Annotated in this window: 31 protein-coding genes and 2 tRNA genes; 18 read left to right on the top strand and 15 right to left on the bottom strand. The window is 71.7% G+C overall.

The window, feature by feature from the left end:
* Window positions 1-36: 36 nt before the first annotated feature.
* Window positions 37-357 carry a hypothetical protein gene (locus MSA03_RS00165; protein WP_028495472.1) on the top strand — a complete coding sequence of 107 codons (321 nt, stop codon included), beginning with the start codon at window positions 37-39 and terminating at the stop codon, window positions 355-357.
* The gene (locus MSA03_RS00160; RefSeq protein WP_147049208.1) at window positions 341-898 is read left to right on the top strand and encodes a nucleoside/nucleotide kinase family protein; all 558 of its coding nucleotides are present in this window, start codon (window positions 341-343) and stop codon (window positions 896-898) included. Before MSA03_RS00165 ends, MSA03_RS00160 begins: the two co-directional genes overlap by 17 nt.
* A gap of 1 nt (window position 899) precedes the next feature.
* Here the strand turns inward: MSA03_RS00160 and MSA03_RS00155 are convergent, their stop codons facing one another.
* The 5 genes from MSA03_RS00155 to orn all read right to left on the bottom strand — a co-directional run bounded on the left by MSA03_RS00155 (window position 900) and on the right by orn (window position 2,778).
* The gene (locus MSA03_RS00155; RefSeq protein ID WP_244946261.1) at window positions 900-1,391 is read right to left on the bottom strand and encodes a DUF2017 family protein; all 492 of its coding nucleotides are present in this window, start codon (window positions 1,389-1,391) and stop codon (window positions 900-902) included.
* The gene (gene clpS / locus MSA03_RS00150; protein WP_147049206.1) at window positions 1,388-1,672 is read right to left on the bottom strand and encodes an ATP-dependent Clp protease adapter ClpS; all 285 of its coding nucleotides are present in this window, start codon (window positions 1,670-1,672) and stop codon (window positions 1,388-1,390) included. Before clpS ends, MSA03_RS00155 begins: the two co-directional genes overlap by 4 nt.
* On the bottom strand, window positions 1,669-2,019 hold the full coding sequence (locus tag MSA03_RS00145; protein WP_147049205.1) for a metallopeptidase family protein: 351 nt from the start codon (window positions 2,017-2,019) through the stop codon (window positions 1,669-1,671). The genes clpS and MSA03_RS00145 overlap by 4 nt, the downstream gene beginning before the upstream one ends.
* A gap of 25 nt (window positions 2,020-2,044) precedes the next feature.
* Window positions 2,045-2,120 (bottom strand) — tRNA-His (locus tag MSA03_RS00140).
* Between the two features lie 34 nt (window positions 2,121-2,154).
* Complete coding sequence (orn, locus tag MSA03_RS00135; protein WP_147049204.1) at window positions 2,155-2,778, bottom strand: oligoribonuclease; 624 nt, start codon at window positions 2,776-2,778, stop codon at window positions 2,155-2,157.
* Between the two features lie 59 nt (window positions 2,779-2,837).
* On the opposite strand from orn, the gene MSA03_RS00130 reads away from it, so the two are divergent.
* Together MSA03_RS00130 and MSA03_RS00125 are read left to right on the top strand one after the other, a co-directional pair.
* Window positions 2,838-2,910, top strand: a tRNA-Arg gene (locus MSA03_RS00130).
* A gap of 62 nt (window positions 2,911-2,972) precedes the next feature.
* Window positions 2,973-3,185, top strand: coding sequence for a hypothetical protein (locus MSA03_RS00125; RefSeq protein ID WP_028495478.1), 213 nt, complete (start codon window positions 2,973-2,975; stop codon window positions 3,183-3,185).
* Here MSA03_RS00125 and yczE read toward each other — a convergent pair.
* The gene (yczE, locus tag MSA03_RS00120; RefSeq protein WP_147049203.1) at window positions 3,172-3,789 is read right to left on the bottom strand and encodes a membrane protein YczE; all 618 of its coding nucleotides are present in this window, start codon (window positions 3,787-3,789) and stop codon (window positions 3,172-3,174) included. The genes MSA03_RS00125 and yczE overlap by 14 nt on opposite strands.
* Before the next feature lie 62 nt (window positions 3,790-3,851).
* Between yczE and yczR the strand changes: the two genes are divergently transcribed.
* Window positions 3,852-5,267: a MocR-like transcription factor YczR gene (yczR, locus tag MSA03_RS00115; RefSeq protein ID WP_147049202.1), complete on the top strand. Its 1,416-nt coding sequence runs from the start codon at window positions 3,852-3,854 to the stop codon at window positions 5,265-5,267.
* On the opposite strand, the gene MSA03_RS00110 is transcribed toward yczR, so the two are convergent.
* Window positions 5,264-5,500 (bottom strand): hypothetical protein, encoded by a 237-nt coding sequence (locus MSA03_RS00110; RefSeq protein ID WP_051526144.1) that lies wholly within the window; start codon window positions 5,498-5,500, stop codon window positions 5,264-5,266. The genes yczR and MSA03_RS00110 overlap by 4 nt on opposite strands.
* Before the next feature lie 130 nt (window positions 5,501-5,630).
* Between MSA03_RS00110 and msrA the strand changes: the two genes are divergently transcribed.
* From msrA to MSA03_RS00085, 5 genes are all read left to right on the top strand, one after another.
* A complete protein-coding gene (gene msrA / locus MSA03_RS00105) occupies window positions 5,631-6,155 on the top strand; it encodes a peptide-methionine (S)-S-oxide reductase MsrA (RefSeq protein ID WP_028495481.1) in 525 nt (174 codons plus the stop codon).
* 168 nt (window positions 6,156-6,323) lie between these two features.
* Window positions 6,324-6,839, top strand: a complete 516-nt coding sequence (ssb, locus tag MSA03_RS00100; protein WP_051526145.1) for a single-stranded DNA-binding protein — start codon at window positions 6,324-6,326, stop codon at window positions 6,837-6,839.
* Window positions 6,840-6,870: 31 nt separating this feature from the next.
* A complete protein-coding gene (locus tag MSA03_RS14435; RefSeq protein WP_244946260.1) occupies window positions 6,871-7,410 on the top strand; it encodes a DUF6993 domain-containing protein in 540 nt (179 codons plus the stop codon).
* Window positions 7,411-7,445: 35 nt separating this feature from the next.
* Window positions 7,446-9,125 (top strand): energy-dependent translational throttle protein EttA, encoded by a 1,680-nt coding sequence (gene ettA, locus MSA03_RS00090; protein WP_147049201.1) that lies wholly within the window; start codon window positions 7,446-7,448, stop codon window positions 9,123-9,125.
* A gap of 10 nt (window positions 9,126-9,135) precedes the next feature.
* Window positions 9,136-9,600, top strand: coding sequence for an acyl-CoA thioesterase (locus MSA03_RS00085; RefSeq protein ID WP_036272237.1), 465 nt, complete (start codon window positions 9,136-9,138; stop codon window positions 9,598-9,600).
* 16 nt (window positions 9,601-9,616) lie between these two features.
* Here MSA03_RS00085 and MSA03_RS00080 read toward each other — a convergent pair whose 3' ends face one another.
* Window positions 9,617-10,507, bottom strand: coding sequence for an acyl-CoA thioesterase (locus MSA03_RS00080; RefSeq protein ID WP_244946259.1), 891 nt, complete (start codon window positions 10,505-10,507; stop codon window positions 9,617-9,619).
* A gap of 58 nt (window positions 10,508-10,565) precedes the next feature.
* Here MSA03_RS00080 and MSA03_RS00075 point away from each other — a divergent pair, with 58 nt between their 5' ends.
* The gene (locus MSA03_RS00075; RefSeq protein ID WP_028495486.1) at window positions 10,566-11,237 is read left to right on the top strand and encodes a DUF8185 domain-containing protein; all 672 of its coding nucleotides are present in this window, start codon (window positions 10,566-10,568) and stop codon (window positions 11,235-11,237) included.
* A 7-nt stretch (window positions 11,238-11,244) separates the two neighbouring features.
* On the opposite strand, the gene MSA03_RS00070 is transcribed toward MSA03_RS00075, so the two are convergent.
* The 6 genes from MSA03_RS00070 to MSA03_RS00045 all read right to left on the bottom strand — a co-directional run bounded on the left by MSA03_RS00070 (window position 11,245) and on the right by MSA03_RS00045 (window position 19,160).
* Entirely contained in the window at window positions 11,245-12,921 is a 1,677-nt protein-coding gene (locus MSA03_RS00070) for an FAD-binding dehydrogenase (protein WP_147049200.1), read from the bottom strand.
* Window positions 12,921-13,394: a globin gene (locus tag MSA03_RS00065; protein WP_147049199.1), complete on the bottom strand. Its 474-nt coding sequence runs from the start codon at window positions 13,392-13,394 to the stop codon at window positions 12,921-12,923. Before MSA03_RS00065 ends, MSA03_RS00070 begins: the two co-directional genes overlap by 1 nt.
* Entirely contained in the window at window positions 13,391-14,470 is a 1,080-nt protein-coding gene (locus MSA03_RS00060) for a mechanosensitive ion channel family protein (protein ID WP_147049198.1), read from the bottom strand. The genes MSA03_RS00065 and MSA03_RS00060 overlap by 4 nt, the downstream gene beginning before the upstream one ends.
* A gap of 6 nt (window positions 14,471-14,476) precedes the next feature.
* A complete protein-coding gene (gene pepN, locus MSA03_RS00055; RefSeq protein ID WP_028495489.1) occupies window positions 14,477-17,023 on the bottom strand; it encodes an aminopeptidase N in 2,547 nt (848 codons plus the stop codon).
* Window positions 17,024-17,094: 71 nt separating this feature from the next.
* Window positions 17,095-18,777 carry a SulP family inorganic anion transporter gene (locus MSA03_RS00050; protein ID WP_147049197.1) on the bottom strand — a complete coding sequence of 561 codons (1,683 nt, stop codon included), beginning with the start codon at window positions 18,775-18,777 and terminating at the stop codon, window positions 17,095-17,097.
* Window positions 18,774-19,160: an ArsR/SmtB family transcription factor gene (locus MSA03_RS00045; RefSeq protein WP_147049196.1), complete on the bottom strand. Its 387-nt coding sequence runs from the start codon at window positions 19,158-19,160 to the stop codon at window positions 18,774-18,776. The genes MSA03_RS00050 and MSA03_RS00045 overlap by 4 nt, the downstream gene beginning before the upstream one ends.
* Before the next feature lie 68 nt (window positions 19,161-19,228).
* On the opposite strand from MSA03_RS00045, the gene MSA03_RS00040 reads away from it, so the two are divergent.
* Genes MSA03_RS00040 through MSA03_RS00025 form a run of 4 tightly spaced genes read left to right on the top strand, consistent with a single transcriptional unit; the run spans window position 19,229 to window position 22,925 of the window.
* Window positions 19,229-19,765, top strand: a complete 537-nt coding sequence (locus MSA03_RS00040; protein ID WP_147049195.1) for a ribose-5-phosphate isomerase — start codon at window positions 19,229-19,231, stop codon at window positions 19,763-19,765.
* Window positions 19,765-20,760, top strand: a complete 996-nt coding sequence (locus tag MSA03_RS00035; RefSeq protein WP_147049194.1) for an Fpg/Nei family DNA glycosylase — start codon at window positions 19,765-19,767, stop codon at window positions 20,758-20,760. Before MSA03_RS00040 ends, MSA03_RS00035 begins: the two co-directional genes overlap by 1 nt.
* 18 nt (window positions 20,761-20,778) lie before the next feature.
* The gene (locus MSA03_RS00030; RefSeq protein ID WP_147049193.1) at window positions 20,779-21,429 is read left to right on the top strand and encodes an FMN-binding negative transcriptional regulator; all 651 of its coding nucleotides are present in this window, start codon (window positions 20,779-20,781) and stop codon (window positions 21,427-21,429) included.
* Window positions 21,426-22,925, top strand: a complete 1,500-nt coding sequence (locus MSA03_RS00025; RefSeq protein ID WP_147049192.1) for an amidohydrolase — start codon at window positions 21,426-21,428, stop codon at window positions 22,923-22,925. Before MSA03_RS00030 ends, MSA03_RS00025 begins: the two co-directional genes overlap by 4 nt.
* Window positions 22,926-22,978: 53 nt before the next feature.
* Here the strand turns inward: MSA03_RS00025 and MSA03_RS00020 are convergent, their stop codons facing one another.
* Window positions 22,979-23,464, bottom strand: coding sequence for a Dps family protein (locus tag MSA03_RS00020; RefSeq protein ID WP_147049191.1), 486 nt, complete (start codon window positions 23,462-23,464; stop codon window positions 22,979-22,981).
* Between the two features lie 136 nt (window positions 23,465-23,600).
* On the opposite strand from MSA03_RS00020, the gene MSA03_RS00015 reads away from it, so the two are divergent.
* The 3 genes from MSA03_RS00015 to MSA03_RS00005 form a co-directional block, all read left to right on the top strand.
* A complete protein-coding gene (locus tag MSA03_RS00015) occupies window positions 23,601-24,140 on the top strand; it encodes a gamma carbonic anhydrase family protein (RefSeq protein WP_147049190.1) in 540 nt (179 codons plus the stop codon).
* Window positions 24,140-24,529 carry an A1S_2505 family phage non-structural protein gene (locus tag MSA03_RS00010; RefSeq protein ID WP_147049189.1) on the top strand — a complete coding sequence of 130 codons (390 nt, stop codon included), beginning with the start codon at window positions 24,140-24,142 and terminating at the stop codon, window positions 24,527-24,529. Before MSA03_RS00015 ends, MSA03_RS00010 begins: the two co-directional genes overlap by 1 nt.
* A gap of 129 nt (window positions 24,530-24,658) precedes the next feature.
* Window positions 24,659-25,794: DUF222 domain-containing protein (locus tag MSA03_RS00005; protein ID WP_170245431.1), on the top strand; the 1,136-nt coding region annotated here is incomplete at its 3' end.

The following is a 25,794-nucleotide window of genomic DNA, read 5'->3' as shown; positions in this document are numbered from 1 at the left end:
CGCGCGCCCGCGCGCTCCGCGCAGTACGGTGGGACCATGCCCAACCTCGCACTGGAACTCGGCAAGCAGACCGCCGCCCTCGGCGTCCACAGCGTCTACGGAGAGCAGATCGACGTCGACGGCGTCCGCCTCATCCCCGTCGCCATGACCTGGTCGGGATTCGGCGCCGGCGAAGACGACCGCGGCAGCGGCGGCGGGGGCGGCGGTGGTGTCGCCGTGCCGCTGGGAGCGTACATCCGCAAGGGCGACGACCTGCGCTTCGAGCCGAACCTCGTCTCGCTCGTCGCCGTCGCGATCCCGTTCGTGTGGGTCACGGGACGGGCGCTCAGCCGCCTCATCCGTGCACTCAAGCGCTGACCCCGTCGCCGGCGCCCTCGCCGCGGCCGCCGATCTGCTGGCCCCCGCGCTCCTCGACGCGCGCGTGACCCTGATCGACGGACGCTCCGGGGCGGGCAAGACGTCCCTCGCGGCGCTGCTCTCCGCCCGGCTGCCCCAGGTTCAGGTGCTTGCTCTGGACGCCCTGTACCCGGGCTGGGACGGCCTCGAACAGGGCGTGGAAGCCGTCCTGCACGGTGTCCTGGAAGCCCTGGCGCGGGGCGAGGAGGGCCACTGGCGGCGTTGGGACTGGGCGAAGGAGCGCCCTGCCGAGGCGCATGCCGTCGACCCCGCGCGCCCGCTCATCGTCGAAGGATCCGGCATCCTCACCCCGCAGACGGCCGCCCTCGCCGACGTCCGCGTCTGGCTGCGTTCGCCCGCGGCGTCGCGGAAGGCCCGCGCCCTCGCCCGGGACGGAGAGGCGTACCGGCCGCACTGGGACCGGTGGGCCGGGCAGGAGGAGCAGCACCTCCGCACCGACGAGCCGGAGCGCTGGGCGACGCACGTCCTCGACGTCCCCTGAGTCAGCCGTCGATCGCCTGCAGCAGCCCCTCGAGCCGGTAGCCGAGCCATTCGTACACGCCGTAGCGCGGGTCGTCGACGTCTCCGTCGGCTTCCGTCCGGATGCCGAGGCGCGTCGCCAGGACGAGCCGCAGCGCCGTGAGGGTGCGCAGCCACGCGGACAGGCGCTCCCCATCCAGCGGGATGCTCACCACCGCCTCGGCGGAGACGGCATCCAGCTCCTCCGGGCGGAGCGGGGCGCCGTCGCGGAGCAGCGTGGCCAGCACCAGGCCGGCGTCGGCGGCACGGCGCTGCAGGAGGTCGCTCTCCGTGAGCGCGCGGAACTCGCGCGCCGCGTCGGTGTCGGCATAGGCGTCGGGGACGAGTCGCGCGATCGCCGGGTCTCCGGCATCGGACTCCTGCTCGGTCACGAGGGCGGAGAACTGCTCCACGAGCGAGGTCAGGTGAGCGACCTCGATCGCGGTCAGCTCGAGGGCGACGCCGGGCGCGGTCACGCGCCGGCCTCCCGCACGGTCGCCCACAGCCCGTAGTCGTGCATCGCCTGCACGTGCAGTTCCATCTGCTCCCTCGGCCCCTCCGCCACGACCGCGTGCCCGTCGTGGTGCACCGCGAGCATCAGCTGGTGGGCGCGCGCCGCCGAGTACCCGAAGTACTCGCGGAAGACGTGCACGACATAGCTCATGAGGTTGACCGGATCGTTCCAGACGACCGTCTGCCAGGGTCCCGACTCGGTCCGCGCGAGGTCGAGGTCGTCCTGGGGGAGGGTGAGGGTCATGCCCAGCCCAACTCGTGCAGGCGGTCGTCGTCGATGCCGTAGAAGTGCGCGATCTCATGGACGAGGGTCGTGTGCACCTCGCCCCGCAGCTCGTCCTCGTCGGCGCACACATCCAGGTGCGGTTCGCGGTAGACGATGATCCGGTCGGGGAGTTCGCCCATGCCGTAGCGGTCGCGCTCGGTGAGGGAGAGACCGTCGTAGAGGCCGAGGAGATCGAGGCTGCCGTCCTCGGGGCGGTCCTCCACGACGAAAACGACGTTGTCGAGGCCGGCGACCATGTCCTCCGGCAGCCGGTCGAGTTCGTCGGAGACGATCGCGTCGAACGCGTCGGCATCCATCTCGATCATGACAACGCCTCACCGCGGGGGTGCTTGGGGTGAGTAACGGGACTTGAACCCGCGACCCCCTGGACCACAACCAGGTGCTCTACCAACTGAGCTATACCCACCAAGTGCCCGTGCATGGGCAACCCCACCAGTGTATTACAGCCCGGAGGCGAACGACGACACGGCGGATGCCGCCGCGTCCCGCGCCGCGTCACTGGTGGGTCCGGGCTCGGGGACGAAGACGGCCTGCCGGTAGTACGCGAGCTCGCGGATCGACTCGCGGATGTCGGCGAGGGCGCGGTGCCCGCCGTCCTTGCTCGGCGCGTTGAAGTAGGCCCGCGGGTACCAGCGGCGGGAGAGCTCCTTGATCGTGGACACGTCGATGTTCCGGTAGTGCAGCCAGCGATCGATCCGGGGCATGTACTTCGCGAGGAACATCCGGTCGGTGCCGATCGTGTTGCCCGCGATGGGCGCCTTGCCCTCCGCGACGAAGCGCTGGATGTACTCGAGCGCCTCGAACTCCGCCTCGGCGAGGCTCACGCCGTTCGGGATCTCCTCGAGCAGTCCGGACGTCGCGTGCATGTTCGTGACGAACTCGTTCATGTTCGCGAGGGCGGAGTCGTCCGGCTTGATCACGATCTGGAAGCCGGGGTCGAGCACGCGGAGTTCGAAGTCCGTCACGACGACCGCGATCTCGACGATCTCGTCGACCGCCGGGTCGAGCCCCGTCATCTCACAGTCGATCCAGACGAGACGATCGTTCTCCGCGGCACTCACCATGCCGCCATCCTAACGAGCGCTTCCGACGTGGCCCGGCCCGCGCGATAACCTGACAGTGCGCCCTCGTAGCTCAGTGGATAGAGCAGCGGCCTTCTAATCCGCCGGTCACAGGTTCGAATCCTGTCGGGGGCACGTCCCTCTGGCGGCCCGCGGCCGTTCCGCGTAGCGTCGTGACCGTCGGAAGGAGTTCGGAGATGAGCACCACGTCACAGACCGCCCTCTGGGTCGCATACGGCGCGGAGAGCAACGTCGTGGGGACGATCCGCAAGGTCGACGGCGCATACACCGTCACGATCGCCGGCGCGGACGCCTCCGTCGGCACCTACCCGTCCATGGAGATCGCGAAGAGCGCGCTGCACGGGCACCTCCCGCCCGGGTCGGACTGGCCGAGGTTCACCCAGCACTGACGGCCGGCGTGGCGGGCGCGGGTGTCGCGCGCCGACGGTGATCGAACGGCGGCAGCGCGATGTGCACGAGCGGTCCGATGAGGACGGCGAAGAGCACGGTCCCCAGGCCGACCGTGCCGCCCAGCAGCCAGCCCGCCAGCAGGACCGTCGCCTCCACCGCGAGGCGGGCCGCCCAGATGGGCCAGCCGAACCGCGCGTTGATCCCCGTCATGAGCCCGTCGCGCGGCCCGGGGCCGAAGTTCGCGCCGATGTAGAGCCCCGAGGCCAGCGCGACCAGCACGACCCCGCCGAGGAAGACGACCCCCTGGGCGAGCCAGCCCGTGATCGGTGGGACGATGCCGAGCGTCGCCTGCATGCTCGTCCCGACGATGAGGATGTTCGCGATCGTCCCGATGCCGGGCTTCTGCCGCAGCGGTATCCACAGCAGGAGGATGAGGAACCCGAGGAGGTTCGTCACCCAGCCGATCCCGATCCCCGTCTGGCGGGACACGCCCTGCGCGAAGACCGTCCACGGGTCGAGTCCGATCCCCGCCTGGACCATGACGGCGCAGCCGGCGCCGTAGAGGACGAGGCCGATGAGGAGTTGGACGACGCGGCGGGGCATGAGGACATCCAATCGCACGATTGGCCCTCAGCGAGCGGTCCAATCCCGATATGGTGGCTCGCATGGACTCCCGGATCACGGCGCGCAGCCTCGCGCAGGCTCTCGGCGGGTGGCGCACGCGCGATCCCGCCTATGAGGCGCTGGCCGATGGCATCCGCCTGCTCTGCCTCGACAACCGTCTCGCGCCGCGGACGGCGCTGCCGGCCGAGCGGGAACTCGCCGGGGTCCTGCAGCTGAGCCGCACGACGGTCGCCGCGGCGTACGGGAGCCTGCGTGCGACGGGTCACATCGAGAGCCTCCGGGGCTCCGGGAGCGCGACCCTGCCGCTCCATCGCCGCGAGCCGGGTCGCGTCGCCGGCGCGCCGGACGACATCGACCTGCAGCAGGCCAGCCCGGCCGCGTGGCCCGGTCTCGCCGGGCTCATGAGCGAGGTCGCGCTGGACGCCACGTCCATCGTGTCGCGCGCCGGGTACGACATCCTCGGCCGGGAGGACCTGCGCGAGGCCATCGCGGCCCGCTACTCGCTGCGCGGCGTCCCGACGACCGCGGACCAGATCATGGTGACGACGGGGGCGCAGAGCGCGATCCACCTCGTCGCCGCCGCGTTCCTCCGCCGCGGCGAGCGTGCCCTCATCGAGACGCCGACCTACCCGCACGCCGCGGAGGCCCTCCGGGATGCGGGTGCGCGACTCGTCGGCGTCCCGGTCACCACCGACGACGGCTGGGATCTCGAGCGGGCGGAGCAGGCGTTCGCCCGTACGAATCCGGCCCTGGCGTACCTCATGCCCGTGTTCCAGAACCCCACCGGGCGGAGCATGACCGAGCGCGAGCAGGACGTCATCGGTGCCGCGGCGCACCGCGCCGGCACGCTCCTCGTGCTCGACGAGACGACCGGCGACCTGGCGATCGACCCGCGCCCGGCGGGCCTGGCCCTGCCGCACGCCGACGTCATCCGCATCGGGTCGCTGGGGAAGACCGTGTGGGGCGGGCTGCGGGTCGGGTGGATCCGGGCCGACACGGAGACCATCCGTCGGCTGGTGGCCGCCCGCCCGCACCGCGATCTCGGCACGCCCGAGTTCGAGCAGGCCGTCGCCACCCGGGTCCTCGGCCACATGCCGGATGTCATCGCGCAGCGCTCCGCCCTGCTGCGCGAGGGACGGGATGCGCTGGCCGCCGCTCTGCGCACCCACCTGCCGGAGTGGCGGCTGCCGCACGTGGCCGGGGGCGTCTCGCTGTGGGTCGGCCTCGACGCGCCGCTCAGCTCGGGGCTCGTCCTCGCAGCGCGGGCCGAGGGGCTCCACCTGTCGGCAGGCGCCCGCTTCGCCGTCGACGGCGGCCACGACCGGCACCTCCGCGTGCCGTTCACGGCGCCGGTGGAACAGCTCCGGCGCGCCGTCGACATCCTGGCCCGCACGTGGCCGGCCGTGCGGTCCAATGCCCCGCTCCGGGGTGCGGACCTGCTGGACGCCGTGGTCTAGCGGGACAGCCGCAGACACTCCACGGCCTCCGCCGCCGACCAGAACGTGCCGACCTCGCGGAACCCCGCGCTGGCGGCATGGAAGCGGAGCGCGGCGAATCGCGCGCCGTCCTCCCGGGTGGCGAGATGCCCGAGCGCGCGCCCCGCGGCGTCCAGGACGCGCCAGAGCCCCGCACCCACCGGCAGCAGCCGCACCGCCTCGGACACGGGCGGTCCTTCCATCAGAATCGACATCGTCTCTCCTTCCCGGAATCGAACATATGTCCACGCTCCGACATCCCGTCCGCGTCGGGAACAGCGGCGCGGGGATGTACGTTCGGTCCAGTGACGCGCCGCCGATCGTGGCGCGAGATTCGGAGACGACATGGAGACGTACGTACTCGCCGGCGGGTGCTTCTGGTGCCTGGATGCCGCATATCGCGCCCTGCGCGGAGTGACCGAGGTCGAATCCGGCTACATCGGCGGCACGACGCCGAACCCCAGCTACGAGCAGGTCTGCACCGGCACGACCGGGCACGCGGAGGCGGTGAAGGTCACCTTCGATCCCGAGGTCATCCCCGGCGACGTCATCCTCGACGCGTTCTTCACGATGCACGACCCGCGTCAGCTGAACCGGCAGGGCAACGACGTCGGTACGCAGTACCGTTCGGCCATGTTCCCCGCCGACGACGCGCAGCGCGAGGCGTTCGCCGCCGCCGCGGAGCGCGCGGCGGAGTGGTGGGACGGCGGTCTCGTGACGACCACGGAGGAGCTGGGCGCGTTCTACCCGGCCGAGGACTACCACCAGGACTTCTTCGCCAAGAACCCGGGCCAGGGATACTGCCTGGCCGTCGCGGTGCCGAAGGTCAACAAGGTGCGCGCGCGCTTCGGCGAGTACGCCCGCCTCTGACGCCTCCTCCCCACCGCCTCTCTCCGCGCCGCCCTCCACCGATCGCCCGGCTCGCCCGTCCCTGTGGGCGGGTGCCGGTCAGGGTGGAGGTGCTTCGGCATCCGACGGGCACTCGGATGCCGAAGCATGGCCTGCGGAGAGTCCGCGGCCCGTGAGAGAGGAAACGCGATGAGCGATCGCATCACCGTCGTCGGCAACATCGCCACCGTCCCCGAGCGCCGGCAGACCGGCACCGGGATCCCGGTGGCACACTTCCGGCTCGCGACGAGCCAGCGTCACCGCGACGCGCAGGGGGCCTGGGTCGACGGCACGACCAACTTCTACTCCGTGTCGGCCTACCGGCAGCTGGCCGAGCACGCCCTGGCGTCCCTGCAGCGCGGCCAGCGCGTCATCGTCACCGGCGCCCTGAAGATCCGCACGTGGGAAGTCGGCGAGAAGAAGGGCACCGAGGCCGAGATCGACGCCGACGCCCTGGGCCCGGACCTGCAATGGGGAACCAGCCGGTTCACCGCGCTGAAGCGGGAGACCGCCGCGCCAACGACCGACGCGAGCTGGTCTGCGCCGGGGCTTCCGGCGGGTGGCCCGAATGGGCCGGAGGACGGCGGCGCAGATCCGGATGCGGTCGACGACGAGGTGGAGCCGGACTGGGCGCGGAGCCCCCTCGCGGAGCCTGCCCCGTTCTGAGCGAGGCGCGGAGCGCGCCTAGACTCGCTCCGTGCCCGTGTCGCCTGCCTCCTCTGCGTCGTCGACGGGGCACCCCACCCGCCGCGTCGCGCACCGGCGTCGTGGATCGACGGTCGCGGCCCTGATCGCGGGGGTCCTCGCCGCGACGATGGCGGGCTGCGCGCCGACAGCCGTCGACCCCGTGTCGACGCCGTCGCCGACCTGGGCGGCGCCGACGCCCACTCCCACGCCCGCGGGGCCCACGCTCGTGGTGGACGGGTCGGCGGAGGACAACCTCCCGCTCTTCACCGAGGTCATGCAGACGGTCGCCGCGACGGCGCAGTCGGTCGAGGGGCGGGCGTACATCGACGCGCTGGCGGGGGCGGGCTTCGACAAGTCGGCCATGGAAGTGACCTACGACCGGACCACCGTCGACAATGCCGCCGACAGCATCCAGTTCTCCGTCGCGTGGGAGGGGGAGTGCCTCATCGGACAGGTCGGGCCCTCCACCCCGGCCCCCACCGCCGTCGTCCTGCCCGCGCTGCCCGCCGGCGGCTGCCTCATCGGCGAGACCCGCCCGATCGACTGGTGAGGCGCACTCCGCTCCCCGCGTAGACTTGGGCCGTTATGGCTGAATACATCTACTCGATGGTCCGTGCCCGCAAAGCGGTGGGCGAGAAGCTCATCCTCGACGACGTCACGATGGCATTCCTGCCCGGCGCCAAGATCGGCATGGTCGGTCCGAACGGCGCCGGCAAGTCGACGATCCTGAAGATCATGGCCGGCATGGATCAGCCCTCCAACGGCGAGGCGAAGCTGTCTCCCGGCTACAGCGTCGGCATCCTCATGCAGGAGCCGGAGCTCGACGAGACCAAGACCGTGCTGGAGAACATCCAGGAGGGCGTCGCGATCAAGGCGAAGCTCGACCGGTTCAACGAGATCTCCGCGCTCATGGCCGACCCCGACGCGGATTTCGACGCGCTGCTGGCGGAGATGGGCGTGCTCCAGGAGGAGATCGACGCCGCCGACGGCTGGGACCTCGACTCGCAGCTCGAGCAGGCGATGGACGCCCTCCGCACCCCGCCCGGGGACGCCGAGATCGCACCGCTCTCCGGTGGTGAGCGGCGCCGCGTCGCCCTCGCGAAGCTCCTGCTCCAGAAGCCCGACCTGCTCCTCCTCGACGAGCCCACCAACCACCTCGACGCGGAGAGCGTCCTGTGGCTCGAGCAGCACCTGCAGGCGTACAAGGGCGCGGTCATCGCGATCACCCACGACCGGTACTTCCTCGACCACGTGGCCGAGTGGATCGCCGAGGTGGACCGCGGTCGCCTCATCGGCTACGAGGGCAACTACTCGACCTACCTCGAGAAGAAGGCGGAGCGTCTCGACGTCCAGGGCAAGAAGGACGCCAAGCTCGCGAAGCGCCTGAAGGACGAGCTGGAGTGGGTCCGCAGCAGCGCGAAGGGCCGCCAGACGAAGTCGAAGGCGCGTCTGGCGCGCTACGAGGAGATGGCGACGGAGGCCGAGCGCACCCGGAAGCTGGACTTCGAGGAGATCCAGATCCCCGCCGGCCCCCGCCTGGGCAGCATCGTCATCGACGCCAAGAAGCTCAAGAAGGGCTTCGGTGACCGCACGCTCATCGACGGCCTCAGCTTCAACCTCCCGCCGAACGGCATCGTCGGCGTCATCGGGCCGAACGGCGTCGGCAAGACGACCCTGTTCAAGACGATCGTGGGCCTCGAGCCGCTGGACGGCGGAGACCTCAAGGTCGGCGAGACCGTCAAGATCAGCTACGTCGACCAGTCGCGCAGCAACATCGACCCGAACAAGACGCTGTGGGAGGTCGTCTCGGACAGCCTGGACATCATCACGGTCGGGAAGATCGAGATCCCCTCACGTGCGTACGTGTCGAAGTTCGGCTTCAAGGGGCCCGACCAGCAGAAGAAGGCCGGTGTCCTCTCCGGCGGTGAGCGCAATCGGCTGAACCTCGCCCTGACGCTCAAGGAAGGCGGCAACCTGCTGCTCCTCGACGAGCCGACGAACGACCTGGACGTCGAGACCCTGTCGAGCCTGGAGAACGCGCTCCTGGAGTTCCCCGGCTGCGCCGTGGTCATCACCCACGACCGGTGGTTCCTCGACCGCATCGCGACCCACATCCTCGCCTACGAGGGCACCGACGAGGACCCGGCGCAGTGGTACTGGTTCGAGGGCAACTTCGAATCGTACGAGGCCAACAAGATCGAGCGCCTCGGCGCCGACGCCGCCAAGCCGCACCGTTCGACGCACCGCAAGCTCACCCGTGACTGACAGCCCGCGGATGCACGTCCCCATCCACCTGCGATGGGGCGATCTGGACGCCTTCAACCACGTCAACAACACGGCGATGCTGAAGCTGCTCGAAGAAGCCCGGGTGCGGGTGTTCTGGCTGCCGCAGGCGGGGGAGACCGGTCCGGACACGGCCGTGCTGGAGTCCAGTCTCGCCGCCGGCACCGTGACGCTCATCGCCCGGCAGGAGATCGAGTACCTCGCGCCCGTTCCGTACGGGCGGGAGCCCCTGAACGTGCAGATGTGGTTCGGCAAGATCGGCGGCTCGAGCGTCGAGGTCTGCTACGAGGTCTACAGCCCGCTCGGCGCCGAGCCGCAGAAGCTGTACGCGCGGGCGACGTCGGTCGTCGTGATGGTGGATGTCGCGACGGGGCGCCCCACGCGCCTCTCCGACGAGATGCGCCGCGTCTGGGAGCCGTACCTCGGCGAGCCCATCGCGTACGGCCACCGCCGCTGAAACCACCGCCGCTGAATCAGCCCGCGGTGAGCTCTCCGGCGGGGACCCGCGCCATGATCTCCTGGGCCACGGAGGCGATCAGCTCACCCTCGCGGGTGTACATGCGGCCCGTCGACAGCCCACGGCCGCCGCGGGCGCTCGGCGACTCCTGCACGTAGAGGAGCCAGTCGTCGACGCGGCCGGGCCGGTGCCACCACATCGCGTGGTCCAGACTCGCGACCTTCAGCCCGGGCTGAGACCATGCGATGCCGTGGGCGCGCAGCACCGACTCCTGGATCGTCAGGTCGCTCATGTACGCGAGGGCCGCGCGATGCAGCCGCGGGTCGTCGGGGATCGTCCGGCGCGTCCGCATCCATACCGCCTGCCGCGCCTCGTGCGCGCCGTCCACGGCGACGTAGATCGGCGAGGAGACGTGCCGCAATTCGATGGGACTGTCCGCGAAGAAGCGCTTCGTCATCGGGTGCAGGCCCGGGAGGCGGTCCTCGATGCTGTCGACGTGCTCCGGGTCGGGGACGCCCTCCGGCATCGGCGCGCGATGCTCGAGACCGGGCGCCTCGTGCTCGAAGGACGCGATCATCGAGAAGATGGGGACGCCCTGCTGGAAGGCCTGGGTGCGTCGCGTCGAGAACGACCGGCCGTCGTGGATGCGGTCCACGGAGAACGTCAGGCCCGCCGTCGAGTCGCCGGGGCGCAGGAAGTACCCGTGCATGGAATGCGCGATCCGCTCGTCGGGCAGGGTGCGCTCGGCCGCCATGATCGACTGGGCGAGGACCTGCCCGCCGAACACCCGGCCCGTCGGCATGTTCTGCGAGACGCCCGTGAAGATGTCCTCCGTCGTGCGGGCATCGCCCGAGGAGAGATCAAGGACGGACAGCAGGCCGGTGACCGGGTCCAGATCGTCCGCCACGTGGTCTCCCTCTCACACTCCGCGCCGGGGCGCATCCGTCGCTGATAGCTTAGGGCGGATGTCCCCGAGCCTCCGCTTCCCCGACCCGCAGGCCGCCGCCGACGTCCTCACCTTCGCCCGGCGCGCCACGCGGCTCGGCGACGGCGCCGTGCGGCTTCGGGCCGACGCGGGAGTCCTCGCCCTGTCGTCGGCGCCGCTGGCCCCGCGGACGCTGCTGGAGGCCGTGCCGACGGTGCTGGGGATGCGGTTCCTGCCGGTCGACCCCGAACTCGTGTGCGACCTGACCGTGGACGCCGGCGCGCTGGCCGAGGGCACCCAGCCGCACACGGTCCGGCTTCCGGACACTTCCGTGACGGCGCCGTGGGCGGGCATCTCCCCGCCGCGCGGCGGCTGGACGGACGCCGGCGCGCTCCCGGCATCCCTTCTCGCCTCCCGCGCCCAGTGGGGCATCGCGGCGGTCGCCGAGCAGGTGCCGACCGATGCCGGCGACGACGCCGTGCACCGCGTCCGGTCGCTCGTCTGGGGTGCAGCGGACGAGGACCTCGGCGGCATCCCGCTCGGCGCGGCGTTCGCCGCCTTCGCGCTCGGCTTCATCGCCGGCGACGAACTCGCCGCCGTGCGCCGCTCCGGTGCGTGGACGCGGGTGAGCCTCACCCGCGGGCATGTGCTCGTCCGCACGGCCGGCCCGCCGGGACTCACCGCCGTGCGGCGTACCGGCGCGAGCCGGTAGAGCGGCCTCAGACGGCGGCCGCGGCCGCCCTGCCCGCGGTGCGGCCCGAGAAGAGGCACCCGCCCAGGAACGTCCCCTCCAGCGCGCGATAGCCGTGCAGGCCTCCGCCGCCGAAGCCCGCGGCCTCACCCGCCGCGTAGAGGCCCGGCACCGGCGCGCCGCCGCCGCCGAGCGCGCGCGCCGACAGATCGGTCTCGATGCCGCCGAGCGACTTCCGGGTCAGGACGTGCAGCTTCACGGCGATGAGCGGTCCGTTCTTCGGATCGAGGATGCGGTGCGGGACGGCCGTCCGCACGAGCCGGTCGCCGCGGTAGGCGCGCGCGGAGCGGAGCATCGCGATCTGCGCGTCCTTCGTGAAGTCGTTGTCGATCTCGCGGTCGCGGGCTTCGACCTCGGTCCGCACCCGGTCGGCGTCGAGGCTCTCCCCGCCCGGCAGCGCCTGCATCCCCGCGATCAGGTCGTCGAGGGTGTCGCGGACCACGAAGTCGGCGCCGTGGTCGAGGAAGGCCTGCACGGGACCGGCGGCGCCCTTCCCGAGCCGGGACTTCACGAGGAGCGGGAGATCCTTGCCGGTGAGGTCGGGGTTCTGCTCGCTGCCGGAGAGCGTGAACTCCTTCTCCACGATCGCGCGGGACAGGACGAACCAGGAGTGGTCGTAACCCGTGGCCCGCAGGTGCGCGAGCGTGCCGAGGGTGTCGAACCCGGGGAACAGCGGAACGGGCAGCCGGTTTCCGAGAGCGTCGAGCCACACCGAGGACGGGCCCGGGAGGATGCGGATGCCGTGCTGCGGCCAGACCGGGTCGAAGTTCCGGATGCCCTCGACGTAGTGCCACATGCGGTCGCCATTGATGAGCCGGGCGCCGGCGGCGCTGCTGACCGGCTGCAGCGACCCGTCCACATAGGCGGGGACGCCGGAGAGCATCGAGGCCGGCGGGGCGCCGAGGCTCGCGGGCCACTGCGCGCGGACGAGGTCGTGGTTGCCGCCGATCCCGCCGCCCGCGACGATGACGGCGGGGGCCCGGATCTCGAACGAGCCCACCGTCTCCCGCGCCGTCGGGGCACCGCGGACGGCACCGGAGGGCGCGAGGACGGCGCCGGAGGCTCCCACGACGGCGCCGCCCGAGACGGTCAGAGCGGTGACCCTGTGGCGGGGGAGAACCGTCACGAGGCCCCGCGCCTCGCCGTCCTCGACGTCCTTCTGGAAGGGCGCGACGATGCCGGGACCGGTGCCCCACACGATGTGGAAGCGGGGCACGGAGTTGCCGGGCCCGGTCGACAGGTACCCGCCGCGCTCGGCCCAGCCGACGACGGGGAAGAATCCGACGCCCTTGGCGCGAAGCCAGGCGCGCTTCTCCTCGTGTGCGAACTGCAGATAGGCCTCCGCCCACCGGCGTGGCCAGAGGTCTTCGTCGCGGTCGAAGCCCGCCGTGGCGAACCAGTCTTGGCGCGCCAGATCGGGGGAGTCTTTGATGCCCATGCGGCGCTGTTCGGGGGAGTCGACGAGGAACAGCCCGCCGAAGGACCAGTGCGCCTGACCGCCGAGGTTGGTGCGGGGCTCCTGGTCGACGATGACGACCCGCTTGCCCGCCGCGGCCGCTTCGGAGGCCGCGACGAGGCCCGCCAGGCCCCAGCCGATCACGAGGATGTCCGCGGAATGCGTCTGGGTCTGCCGGGCTCCGGTCATCACGACTCCTTCGTCGTCTCGGGATGTGCCAGGAGGCTCGTCGCCTCCGGTGGTCGCGTCGGGCCGATGCCGGTCGGCTCGAAGGTGTTCACCATCGCGAACGCGGCCCGCTGCAGATAATCCCACAGCGTCGCCTCGTGCAGTGGCGGGAGGTCGAGCTCATCCACGGCGGCGCGCATGTGCCGCAGCCAGCGGTCGCGCGCGTCGGGATTGACATGGAACGACGCATGCCGCATGCGCAGCCGCGGGTGCCCGCGCCGTTCGCTGTAGGTGCTCGGCCCGCCCCAGTACTGCTCGAGGAAGAGCGTGAGGCGCTCGGCCGCCGGCCGGAGGTCGTCCTCGGGGTACATGGGCTTGAGGACCTCGTCGCCGGCGACACCGCGATAGAACGCGTCCACGAGCCGCACGAACGTGTCGTGGCCGCCGATCTCCTCGTAGAAGCTCAGCGGCGCGGGGGTTCCGGCATCCGTCATTTCGCGTCCTTCGCGTCGTCGCCGGCCGGAGACTCGGCGGCCTGCGCCTTCGTGGTCTTCTTGGCCTTCCAGACGCCCTTGGCCGGGGTGACGGGGGTGGGCCGGGTGCGCGGCGGGTTCGCGCCCCGCACCCGCTGGGCGCCCTCCAGACCCGTCAGCATGACGGAGTTCATCTGCGGGAGCGACAGGCCCAGGTCGTCCATCGCCCTCTTCAGCCGCATCCGCAGTTCGCGTGCGACGTCGTCCTTCGCGTTGGAGCGGGTCTTGACGACGAGACGGATGACGAGCGACTCACCCGTGATCGCCTCGAGGCCCCATACCTCCGGCTCCTCGAGGATGCGCGTGCGCCACTTGGGGTCCTTCACGAGCGACGTCGCCGCCGTGAGCATGGACTTCTCCACCTGCTCGATGTCGGCGTCGGTGGGAACGGCGAGATCGACGATGACGCGCGACCACCCCTGCGACATGTTGCCGATGCGGGTGATCTCCCCGTTGCGGACGTACCAGAGCGTGCCGTTGACGTCGCGGACGTGGGTGATCCGGACGCTCACGTACTCGACGATGCCCGTCGCGAGCCCGAGGTCCACGACATCGCCGATGCCGACCTGATCCTCGGCGACGATGAAGATGCCGTTCAGCACGTCCTTGACGATGTTCTGCGCGCCGAAGCCGAGCCCCGCGCCGACCGCCGCGGAGAGCAGGGCGAACGACCCCAGCGCCGTGGGCGCGAGGAAGTTGATCACCAGCAGCGTCACGACGATCACGATCGTGACGTTGACGATGTTCTGCAGGATCGAGCCGAGGGTGCGGGTCCGCTGCACGAGGCGCATGGCCGCGAGCGGCGAGCGGTCGAGCGCCTGCGTGTCGTCGACGTTCGCCTTGTTCTTCGCGCCGGAGACGATCCGGTTCACGACGCGGCGGATCACGAACTTCAGGACCCACCCGGCGAGGACCCCGCCCACGATGAACGCCGCCACGATGAGCAGGCTGACGCCCGCATCGCGGAGCCACGTCAGCAGCTGCTGCCAGAAGTCGGGATCCGTGATCGCGGCGGGGTCGGTGGAGAGTGTCGTCATCGTGGCCTACTGGGCGTCGCGCTCCTGGACGGACAGCGCCCGCTCGACGCCGGCGAGGTTCTCCTGCACGAGACGGCGGAGGGCCGGGGCGGCATCGCCGTGCGCGTCGAGCCACGCCCGCGTCGCCGTGCGCAGCGCGCGGTCCGCGAGCGGCGCCGGGTACAGGCCCGTGATGAGGTAGTTCGCGATCTGGTAGGTGCGGTCCTCCCAGATCGGCAGCAGCATGTCGAAGTAGTCGTCCACGAACGCGCGGAGCGCCTCGACGCCGGCCGGGTGCGTGAACCCGAGCGCCGCGGAGCGGACGACGGTGTTCGGCAGGTCGGCGGTGTCGATGAGCGACGACCAGGCGGCGCGCTTGGCATCGACGGTCGGCAGGGCGGCCTTCGCCTGTGCGGCGAACTCGCCGCCCTTGGCCGTGTTGTCGGCCGCGAGGGCGGCGTCGATGTCGGCGGTCGTGACGAGCCCGCCCGCGGCGAGGGAGACCAGCAGGGCCCAGGACAGGTCCGCGTCGATCTCGAGACCCTCGAGCGCGGTCTGCCCGTCGCGGAGCGCGCGGACCTGCTCCCACTGCGCCGGGGTGGCCGCGGCCGAGGCGAACGCCGTGACGAACTGCAGCTGGCTGTCGCTGCCCGCTTCCGCCGCCTGCGCGAGGGCCCAGAGGCCCTCGGCGACCCTCTCCCGTGTCGCGTCGCGCTTCTCCGGCGCGACGTACGCGTTCGCGGCGAGCTGCAGCTGAGCGAGGGTCGTCCGCACGGTGGTGGACTCCGTCTCGGCGCCGATGTTGCGGAGCACGAGGTCGACGTAGTCGGAGGCGGAGGCCTCCGCGTCGCGGGTCTGGTCCCAGGCCGCGCCCCAGACGAGCGAGCGGGCGAGCGGGTCGCTGATCTTGCCGAGGTGCTCGATGGCCGTCCGCAGCGACCGGTCGTCCAGGCGGATCTTCGCGTACGCGAGGTCGTCGTCGTTGAGCAGGACGAGGTCGGGGCGGGCGATGCCGACGAGCTCGGCGACCTCGGTCAGGTCGCCGTCGACGTCGATCTCCACGCGGTGCGTGCGCACGAGCGCGCCGTCGGTCAGCGAGTAGAAGCCGACACCGAGGCGGTGCGGGCGGATCGTCGCGTAGTCCGCCGGAGCCGTCTGGACGATCGCGAAGCGGGTGATGATCCCGGCGTCGTCGGTCTTGATCTCCGGGGACAGCGTGTTCACGCCGGCCGTCTCGAGCCACTTCCGCGACCACGTGGAGAGGTCACGGCCGCTCGTGGCCTCCAGCTCGGTCAGCAGGTCGGACAGCTCGGTGTTGCCCCACGCGTGCTTCTGGAAGTACTGCGAGACACCGGCGAAGAACGCCTCGATCCCGACCCACGCGGCGAGCTGCTTGAGGACCGAGCCGCCCTTCGCGTAGGTGATGCCGTCGAAGTTGACCTGCACGTCCTCGAGGTCGTTGATCGTCGCGACCACGGGGTGCGTCGAGGGCAGCTGGTCCTGGCGGTACGCCCAGGTCTTCTCCATGGCGTTGAACGTCGTCCACGCCTCGGTCCACTCGGTGGCCTCGGCCGTCGCGATCGTGGACGCCCACTCGGCGAACGACTCGTTCAGCCACAGGTCGTTCCACCACTTCATCGTGACGAGGTCCCCGAACCACATGTGCGCGAGCTCGTGCAGGATCGTGACGACCCGGCGCTCCTTCACGGCATCCGTCACCTTCGAGCGGAAGACGTAGGTCTCCGTGAACGTCACGGCGCCGGCGTTCTCCATCGCTCCCGCGTTGAACTCCGGGACGAAGAGCTGGTCGTACTTCGCGAACGGGTACGGGACCTGGAACTTCTCCTCGTAGTACGCGAAGCCCTGGCGGGTCTTCTCGAAGATGTAGTCCGCGTCCAGGTGCTGCCAGAGGCTCTTGCGGCCGTAGACGCCGAGCGGGATGACGCGGCCGGAGGCGCTCGTCAGCTCGGAGAACGTCGCCTCGTACGGGCCCGCGACGAGCGCCGTGATGTAGGACGAGATCCGCGGAGTGGGCTCGAACGTCCACGTCGCGGCGCCGTCCTGGGCCGGCACCGGCTCGGGGGTGGGGGAGTTGGAGACGACCTTCCACGCGGCGGGCGCCGTGATCGTGAACTGGAACGTCGCCTTAAGGTCGGGCTGCTCGAACACGGCGAACACCCGCCGGGAGTCGGGAACCTCGAACTGCGAGTAGAGGTAGACCTCGCCGTCGACGGGGTCGACGAAGCGGTGCAGGCCCTCACCCGTGTTCGTGTAGAGGCAGTCGGCCTCGACGACGAGCTCGTTGTCGGCGGACAGGCCGTCCAGGGCGATGCGCGAGTCGGAGAACACGGCGGCGGGGTCGAGCGCGCGACCGTTCAGCGTGATCGCGTGGACGGTGCGGGCGATCAGGTCGATGAACGTGGCCGCCCCCTCGGCGGCGGTGAAGCGGATCACCGAGCGGGATCGGAACACCTCCGGTCCGGTCGTGAGGTCGAGGCTCACCTCGTACGAGGTGGTGTCGACGATCGCGCGGCGCTCCTGCGCCTCGATGCGGGTGAGGTTCTCTCCAGGCACGTGCATGGCTCCCAAGGTCAGGGTGGATGCCGCGGTCGGGCGCTGCTGGCGCCCGCGGCAACCTCCCCAGACTACGCGCCCGCGGTCTCGCGCCGCACGTGACTGCGGGCGTGCGCCACCGCGGGCGCCAGTTCGGTGAAGAGATGATTGTGGTGGCGCAGCGACCCGAGGACACCCACCGTCCGGAACAGGTCGGCGTGACGGGGCTGGACGCCCTTGAGCAGCACCGTGACCCCGCGACGCTCCAGGGCCTGCACGATGTCGCCGAGGATGCGGGCTCCCGTCGCGTCGACGAGTTCGAGCTGCGACATCCGGAGGATCACGACCGACACGCCTCGCACGGCGTTGACCTCGTCGAAGACGCGGTCGGCGGCGGCGAAGAACAGCGGACCGTCGAAGCGGATCACGGCGATGCGCTCGTCCCCGGGCTCCGGGTCGCCGGGGAGTGCCTCGCGCTGCACCCCTGACGCGCGGGAGAGGCTCCGGATCGCGAAGACCCCCGCGAAGACGACGCCGATGACGACCGCGACGATGAGATCGAACGACACGGTGATGACGGCCGTGAGCAGGAAGGCGACGGCATCCGCACGGGTCGAGCGGAGGATCGCGCGCACCGTGTCGCGCTGCACCATGCGCACCGCCGTCACCATGAGGACGCCCGCGAGCGCCGCGAGCGGGATGGTCCCGACGGGGCCGGCGGCGACGAGGACGACGAGGAGCAGGACGACGGCGTGGAAGATGCCGCTGATGCGCGACCGGCCGCCGGAGCGGACGTTGACGGCTGTGCGGGCGATGGCGCCGGTGGCCGGCAGCCCGCCGAACAGCGACGCGCCGAGGGACGCCAGACCCTGGCCGACCAGTTCCCGATCGGGGTTGTAGGCGCCCGTGTCGGCCATGGCCGCCGCGACCCGCGCCGAGAGGAGCGACTCGATGGCGGCGAGGGCGGCGACCGTCAGGGCGGGTGCCACGAGGCTCGGGAGCACTGCGGGATCGAGTGCGGGGAGCGTCGGCAGGGGCAGAGTCCCCGGCAGGGCTCCGATCCGCGCCAGCGGGCTCGGCAGCAGGAGCGCCAGCACCGTCACGATCGCGATGCCGATCAGCGAGCCCGGCACGGCGGGGTGGATTCGGGGGGCGAGGATCATGCAGGCGGCCACGATCGCCTCGGCGCCGATAGCCCAGGCCAGGTAGGCGAGGTCCGCGGCGGTGAGGGCCTGGACGGCGGCGATCACCGCGTTGCTGCTGTGGTCGGTCGCGGAGGACGCGTGACCGGTGGTCAGGAGCGGGATCTGCTGCAGGAAGATGATGACCGCGATCCCGAGCGTGAAGCCCTCGATGACGGGCCAGGGGATGAAGGAGACCGCCCGGCCGAGCCCCAGGAGACCCGCGACGAGCACCAGCACCCCGGCGATCAGGGCCACCGTCGCCACCGAGCCGACCCCGTGCTGCGCGACGATCGGCAGGAGCACGACGGCCATCGCGCCGGTGGGTCCGGAGATCTGGACGTGCGAGCCGCCGAACACGGCGGCGATGACGCCGGCGACGATCGCGGTGATGAGCCCCGCCTCCGCGCTGACCCCCGAGCTGACGCCGAACCCGAGAGCGAGCGGGAGGGCGACGATGCCCACCGTGACGCCGGCGAGCAGGTCGCGCCGCCACGTGCGGCGGACGGAGGCGTAGTCGGCCCGCGACGGCAGCAGGCCGGCGAGGAAGACCGCGGCGCGGCGCGCACGGGTCCGGGCGGGGCGCTCGTTCATGAGCGGTCGGCCCCGGGAGTCTCCGGCGCCGCGAGCGCGGGGAGCGTCGCGACATCGCGGAGGAGGTCGCCGTCGGCGGCCAGCACCTCGACGAGGAGGTCGCGGGCCACCGCGAGCAGCCGCCCCACGGCCGGGTCGCCGAGCCGGTAGAAGACGTGGCTGCCGCGCCGCTCGGACTCCACGAGCCGGTGCCGGCGCAGCACGGCGAGGTGCTGCGAGAGGTGCGAGGCCTCGAGCCCGGTCTGGGCCTGCAGATCGGCGACGCTGCGCTCGGGTGCCGTGGAGAGCAGTTCGAGGATGCGGATCCGGAACGGATGCGCGAGGCCCTTGAAGAGGTTGGCCTTCACTTCGTAGAGGGGTCGCTGGGCGCGGGTGAATGGCATGATGGAATCATCATATCGCTGTCGTGCGACGGGATCCGCCCGCTACGAGCGTCCCTAGGATGGATGCCATGCGCATCCACATCGCGACCGACCACGCCGGCCTCGAATTCTCGACCCAGCTCCAGCACCACCTCGCCGCGAACGGCCACGACGTCGTGGATCACGGTCCGCTGGAGTACGACGCGCTGGATGACTACCCGGCGTTCTGCATCCGCGCGGCCGAGGCCGTCGCCCGCGATCAGGCGGCCGGGATCGAGGCGCTCGGCGTCGTGTTCGGCGGCTCCGGCAACGGCGAGCAGATGGCCGCGAACAAGGTGCGCGGCATCCGCGCCGCCCTCGTCTGGAACCTCGCGACCGCGGAGCTCGCACGCGAGCACAACGACGCCAACGTGATCTCCATCGGCGCGCGCCAGCACACCTTCGACGAGGCCGCGTCGTTCATCGACCGCTTCATCGCGACGCCGTTCACCGGCGAGGAGCGGCACGCGCGCCGCATCGCGCAGCTGGCCGCATACGAGACCGACGGGTCTCTGGAGCCGGACCCGCGCGCGCAGGCGCCGCACGGCGGCGAGTCCGCCGACGCCATCGACCCGGAAGCGGGCTGATGCCCGAGGGCCATTCCGTCCACCGCATCGCGCGCCAGTTCGACCGCAACTTCGTGGGCCGCACCGTCTCGGCCAGCAGCCCGCAGGGTCGTTTCGCCGAGGGGGCCGCGCTCCTCTCCGGGCGGGAGGCGACGGCGGCGCGCGCCGTGGGTAAGCAGATGTTCCTCGCGTTCGAGGACGACCTGTGGCTGCGTGTGCATCTGGGTCTGTACGGCGCGTGGGACTTCGCGGGGGAGATTCTCGTCGATCCCACCATCGCGTCGGCGAACGGCCGGATGGGGCAGACGAATCAGCGCGGCACCGACCTCGCCCCGATCCTGGACGACGCGGGCGAGAACTCGCTGAGCTCGATCGGCGCCCCGCGTCGCACGCGCGTGCACGTCCGGATGAGCGAGCAGACGCAGGGCCTCGGGGAAGACGGTGACGAGTGGCCGCCGCCGGTCGTGGGCCAGGTGCGGTTGCGACTGCTCACCGAGACGACGTGCGCCGACCTGCGCGGCCCGACGGCGTGCGTGCTCCAGACTCCCGACGAGGTCGCGGCCACGATCGCGAAGCTCGGCCCGGATCCCCTCGTCGACGACCCTGCCGAAGGCGAGGAGCGCTTCACCGCCGTCGTCCGCCGCAAGCCCACCTCCATCGCTCTCCTCCTGATGGACCAGAGCGTCGTCGGCGGGATCGGCAATGTGTACCGCGCAGAGCTGCTGTTCCGCGCGCGCCTGAACCCGCACACCCCGGGTCGCGAGGTGCCGGAGGAGATCGTGCGGCAGATCTGGCGCGACTGGGTGCGGCTCCTCGCGATCGGCGTCGAGACCGGCCAGATGATGACGATGGACGACCTGGACCCGGCCGCGTACCGGCTCGCGATGGCCAATCGCGACGACCGGCACTGGGTGTACCGCCGCGCGGGGCTGCCCTGTCGGGTCTGCGGGACGGCCATCGTGCTCGAGGAGCTGGCCGCCCGGAAGCTGTACTGGTGTCCGCGGTGCCAGGCGTGACGAGGGGATGAGGGAGCCATGCGACAGAACCCGAGCTTCGCGATGACCGACGTCGGCGAGCTGCGGCGCGTGATCGAGCAGAACCCGTGGATGACGCTGGTCAGCGACACCCCGGACGGACTCGTCGCCTCGCACTACGCCGTGCTGCTGGATGAGGACCGCGACGACCTCACGATCGTGGGCCACGTCGGCAAGCCCGACGACGCCGTGCACGGTCTCGGCGAGCGCGAGCTGCTCGTCGTCGTGCAGGGCCCGCACGGGTACATCTCACCGGGCTGGTACCCGGCCGGTCCGAACGTGCCGACCTGGAACTTCGTCTCGGTGCATCTCTCCGGCATTCCGGAGATCCTCGGCCCCGAGGAGAACCTGCGCGTTCTCGAGCGGCTCGTGGCGCATTTCGAGGCGACGCTGCCGGGCCCCCGGCTCCTGTGGGAGCCCCCGAACGACCCCGGGTACGTGCGCCGTCTCGAGCAGGGCACCGTCGGCTACCGGCTGACCCCGACGAAGGTCGTCGCCAAGCGCAAGCTCAGCCAGAACCGCCCCGGCGAGACCGTCGACACGATCATCGCGGAGCTCGAGGCCGGCTCCAGCCCCTACGCCGATCCGCGGCTTCCCGCCGAGATGCGCCGCGCCCGCGACGCCATGCGGCGAGCAGGGGACGCCCGATGAGCCTGGAACGCGGCGCGCGCGTCGACATCATCACGGACGCCCGGCTCACCGGCGCCGACCGGCTCGACCCGTTCGGCAGCGACCCCGTGGACGTGCACCTGCGCGGAGGGCGCATCGTCGACATCGCCCCCGCCGGCGCCCTGCCCCGCACCGGCAGGATGCTGGACGCCGCCGGCGGCTACGTCCTGCCCGGGCTCTGGGATCACCACGTGCACACCGTGCAGTGGGCGCTCGCGGCGCAGCGGCACGACCTCGGGGCGGCGCGCTCGGCGCGTGAGGCGGCCGCGCTGATGGCATCCGCGCCGGTCCTGCAGGACGGCCGGCGCATCGGGGCGGGGTTCCGTGACGCGCTGTGGCCGGACGTCATGGAGTTGGAGTTCCTCGATGCCGCAACCGGCGGCATCCCGACGTATCTCATCAACGCGGATGTGCACAGCGTGTGGCTGAACACGGCCGCGTTGCAGCGCGAGGGGTTCCCGGTCGACGGCTCGGGCGTCCTGCGCGAGGAGCCCGCGTTCGAGATCTCGCGGCGCCTCAACGCCGCCGACCCGGTGGTGGGGGACCGCCTCGTGGCCGCGGCGCTGCAGGCTGCTGCGGGGCGCGGCGTCGTCGGGATCGTCGACTTCGACATGGCCTGGAACGCCGAGGCGTGGGCGCGGCGGCTGGATGCCGGCTTCGACACGACGCGCGTGTCGTTCGGGGTGTACCCGGCGCTCCTGCACCGGGCGATCGCGGAGGGGCTGGCGACCGGCGATGCGCTGGACCCGGCGGGCCTCGTGCGGATGGGTCCGCTCAAGGTCATCACCGACGGTTCGCTCGGTACGCGCACGGCGGCCTGCTCGCACTCCTATCCCGGCGACCCGCACAACCACGGTCTGCTGACCGTGCCGCCGGAGGAGCTGCGGGAGCTGCTCACGACCGCGACCGCGGCGGGGATGGCCGCCGCCGTGCACGCGATCGGCGACCTCGCCAACACGTACGCCCTCGACGCGTTCGCCGCGACCGGCGCGCACGGCACGATCGAGCATGCGCAGCTCGTCGCGCACGCCGACATCGCCCGCTTCGCCCGTCTCGGGGTCGGTGCCAGCGTGCAGCCCGAGCACGCCGTGGACGACCGCGACATGACCGACGCCATCTGGACGGGGCAGACCGCGGTGCCGTACCCGCTGCGTGCCCTCGCCGACGCCGGAGCCAACCTCCTGTTCGGCTCCGACGCCCCGGTCTCCCCACTCGATCCGTGGGCGGCGATGGCGGCCGCCGTGTGGCGCACCCGGGACGGTCGCCCCGCGTGGCGACCCGAGCAGGCGCTCGACGCCGCGACCGCGCTGGCCGCCTCCACCGCAGGGGGTTCGGAGGCGGGGAGCGCGCTGGCCCCCGGCAGCGTGGCCGATCTCGTCGTCGCCGACCGCGACCCGCTCACCGCGGACGAGGGGGCGCTGCGCGGCACGCGGGTCTCCGCGACCCTGCTCCAGGGGCGGCTCACGCACGTCGCCTGACATGACGACGCCCCGGGCACGGGCCCGGGGCGTCGGAAGGCTGCGTGTCGGCGTCAGCCGGCGAGGTGGGCGGAGAGGAACCAGCGGTCCTTCTCGAGTCCGGCCTTGATGCCGATGACGATGTCCTGGCTGGTCAGGTCGATCTCGTCGAGCCCGTCGATGGCGGCCTGGACGTCGGCGATGACGGCATCCATGTCGCCCACGACGGCGGCGATGATCTGCTGCCACTGCGTGAAGCCGGCCGGCACGGCCGTCGGCTTCGTCTTGGCGGCCACCGTCGACACCCGCGCGTCGATCGGGAGGCCCAGGGCGACGATGCGCTCGGCCGCCTCATCGGCGAAGCCCTGGGCGTTGGCGACGACGGTGTCGAGGAGCTCGTGGATCGCGATGAAGTTGCTGCCGCGGACGTTCCAGTGGGCCTGCTTGCCGTTGACGGCGAGGCCCTGGAGTCCCAGCACGACCGGGGTGAGGAACTGCGCGGTTCCGGCGGCGACCTCGGGGTCGGTCGCGCTCATGGGGATGGTGTGCGTCTCGTTCATATGCTTCGTCTCCTTCAGCGGGGTGTCCGGTCCCGCTGTGCGTGCAACGCTACTCAGCAGCGGGCATTCCGCAAGCAAGCCGAGGCTGGGCTAACCGGTGTCGGCACCCGGGCCGGTGCGCGATATCGTCGGGACCATGACGATCGCCGACGATGCCTCCGTCCTGTCCGTGTCGGGGCGCAGCCCCCGCATCCACGCGTCCGCCTTCGTGGCATCCGGTGCCCGCATCATCGGAGACGTGACCCTCGAAGAGGGCGCGAGCGTCTGGTACAACGCCGTCGTGCGCGGCGACAGTGCCGCCATCACGCTCGGCGCGGGCAGCAACCTGCAGGACAACGTGTCGGTGCACGTGGATGCCGGTCACCCGGTCGTCATCGGCCGGGACGTCTCGGTGGGGCACAACGCCGTCGTGCACGGCTGCACGATCGGCGACGGCTCGCTCGTCGGCATGGGGAGCGTCATCCTCTCCGGCGCGGAGATCGGGAGCGGCTGCCTCATCGCCGGGGGAGCGGTCGTCCTGGAGGGCACGGTCGTGCCGGACGGGTCCCTCGTCGCCGGCGTCCCCGCGAAGGTGCGGCGGGAGCTCAGCGAGGAGGAGAAGGCCGGCCTGCTGCGCAACGCGCAGGTCTACCGGACCCACTCCGCGAACCACGCCGAGGCCACGGCGGCGCGCTGATGCGGATCGAGCGGCTGGCGGCGGACGACGTCTTCGTCTTCGGCTCGAACGCGCACGGCGCCCACGGCGGCGGCGCGGCCCGCTTCGCGCATGAGCGCTTCGGCGCCGTGTGGGGGCAGGCCGAGGGGCTGCAGGGACAGTCGTACGGCATCGACACGATGTCGGGGCTCGACGTCTTCCGGGCGCAGGCGGCGCGATTCGTCGCGTTCGCGGCGGAGCATCCGGAGCTGCGGTTCCTCGTCACCGAGGTGGGATGCGGGATCGCCGGCTATACGCCGGCCGAGGTCGCCGGGTTCTTCGCCGGGGCGCCGGAGAACGTGGTGCTGCCGGAGAGCTTCCTGCGGGTGCTCGGTGAGGCGGGGCCGGAGGCTGGGGAAGCCGGGGTTTAGCGACTCCGGCGCGGTGGCGCCGGTCGCCGGTTCCTGCACTGTGCTCGTGTTCTGGCGGTCATCCACAGATCGAACATTTCTTCGATGAATGTCGGAGGCTGCGGGTACCTTCGGGGTATGACTTCTCCGATGGATGCTCTGCTTGAGGCGGTGACGGCGGCGCGCGCGGTGTGGCCGGTCGGCCGGGTCGAGGGCACCGAGGGGGCGCGGTTGATCGCGGTGAACGATGCGCTGGGGACGGCGCGGCCGTTGTTGGAGGCGGCGTCGACGCAGGTCGCGGCGGAGATCGCTCGGCAGTCCCGGCCGGAGCTCGGGGCCGACAGTCTCGCGAAGGCGAACGGATTCCGCACCGCGACGGCGCTGCTCGCCTCGACGCTGGGAACGACGAACGGGGAGGCGTCGCGGCTGGTGCAGGTGGGGGATGCGACGGCGCCGCGGGTGTTGCTGAGCGGGGGCGAGGCCCCGGCGAAGCATCCGCACGTGGGTGCGGCGTTGGCGGCGGGGGCGATCGGGGCGTTGGCGGCGTCGGCGATCGTGTCGATGCTGGATCGGGTCGCCCTCCGCGGGAACCCGGGCGATCTGGAGGCGGCGGAGCGGACCCTGGCCGGGCAGGCGCCGGGGTTGACGTTGGATCAGTTGGCGAAGCTGATCGCGCGTGCGGAGGCGCACCTGGATCCGGATGGGGTGCCGCCGCGGGAGGAGGAGCTGCGGGGGCAGCGGTTCCTGCGGGTGCAGGAGGATCGGTCCGGGATGCTGCACCTGACCGGCGGGTTCGACCCGGAGCACGGCGCGGCGATCATGGTCGCGATCGACGCGATCGTGGGCGCGGAGCTCGGCGCGCAGCGCGACGCGGACGCGTCGAGCGACGTGGATGCGCCGCGGCGCAGCGTGGCGATGATGCGCGCCGATGCGCTGGTGAAGATCTGCGAGCACCTGCTCGGCTGCGCGCACCGGGACACCCCGCTGCGGGGTGCGACCGTGGTCGTCCGGATGACGCTGGAGGACCTGCGCGCCGGGACCGGGCACGCCACCATCGACGGGCTCGCCGCCCCGGTGTCGATCGCGACGGCCCGGCGGATGGCGGAATCATCCCGGCGGTCCTGGGCGGGGACAGCGAGATCCTGGACTGGGGCCGGCAGCGGCGCCTGTTCACGAGGGCGCAGAGACTCGCGCTCACCGAACGCGACGGCGGCTGCGCGATGTGCGGCGTCCCACCCGGGCACGCAAAGGTCCACCACATCCGGTGGTGGGCGAGAGACCGCGGC

It is taken from the genome of Microbacterium saccharophilum, assembly GCF_007992455.1.
Classification (GTDB): domain Bacteria; phylum Actinomycetota; class Actinomycetes; order Actinomycetales; family Microbacteriaceae; genus Microbacterium; species Microbacterium saccharophilum.
This window is presented reverse-complemented; position numbering and strand designations above follow the sequence as displayed.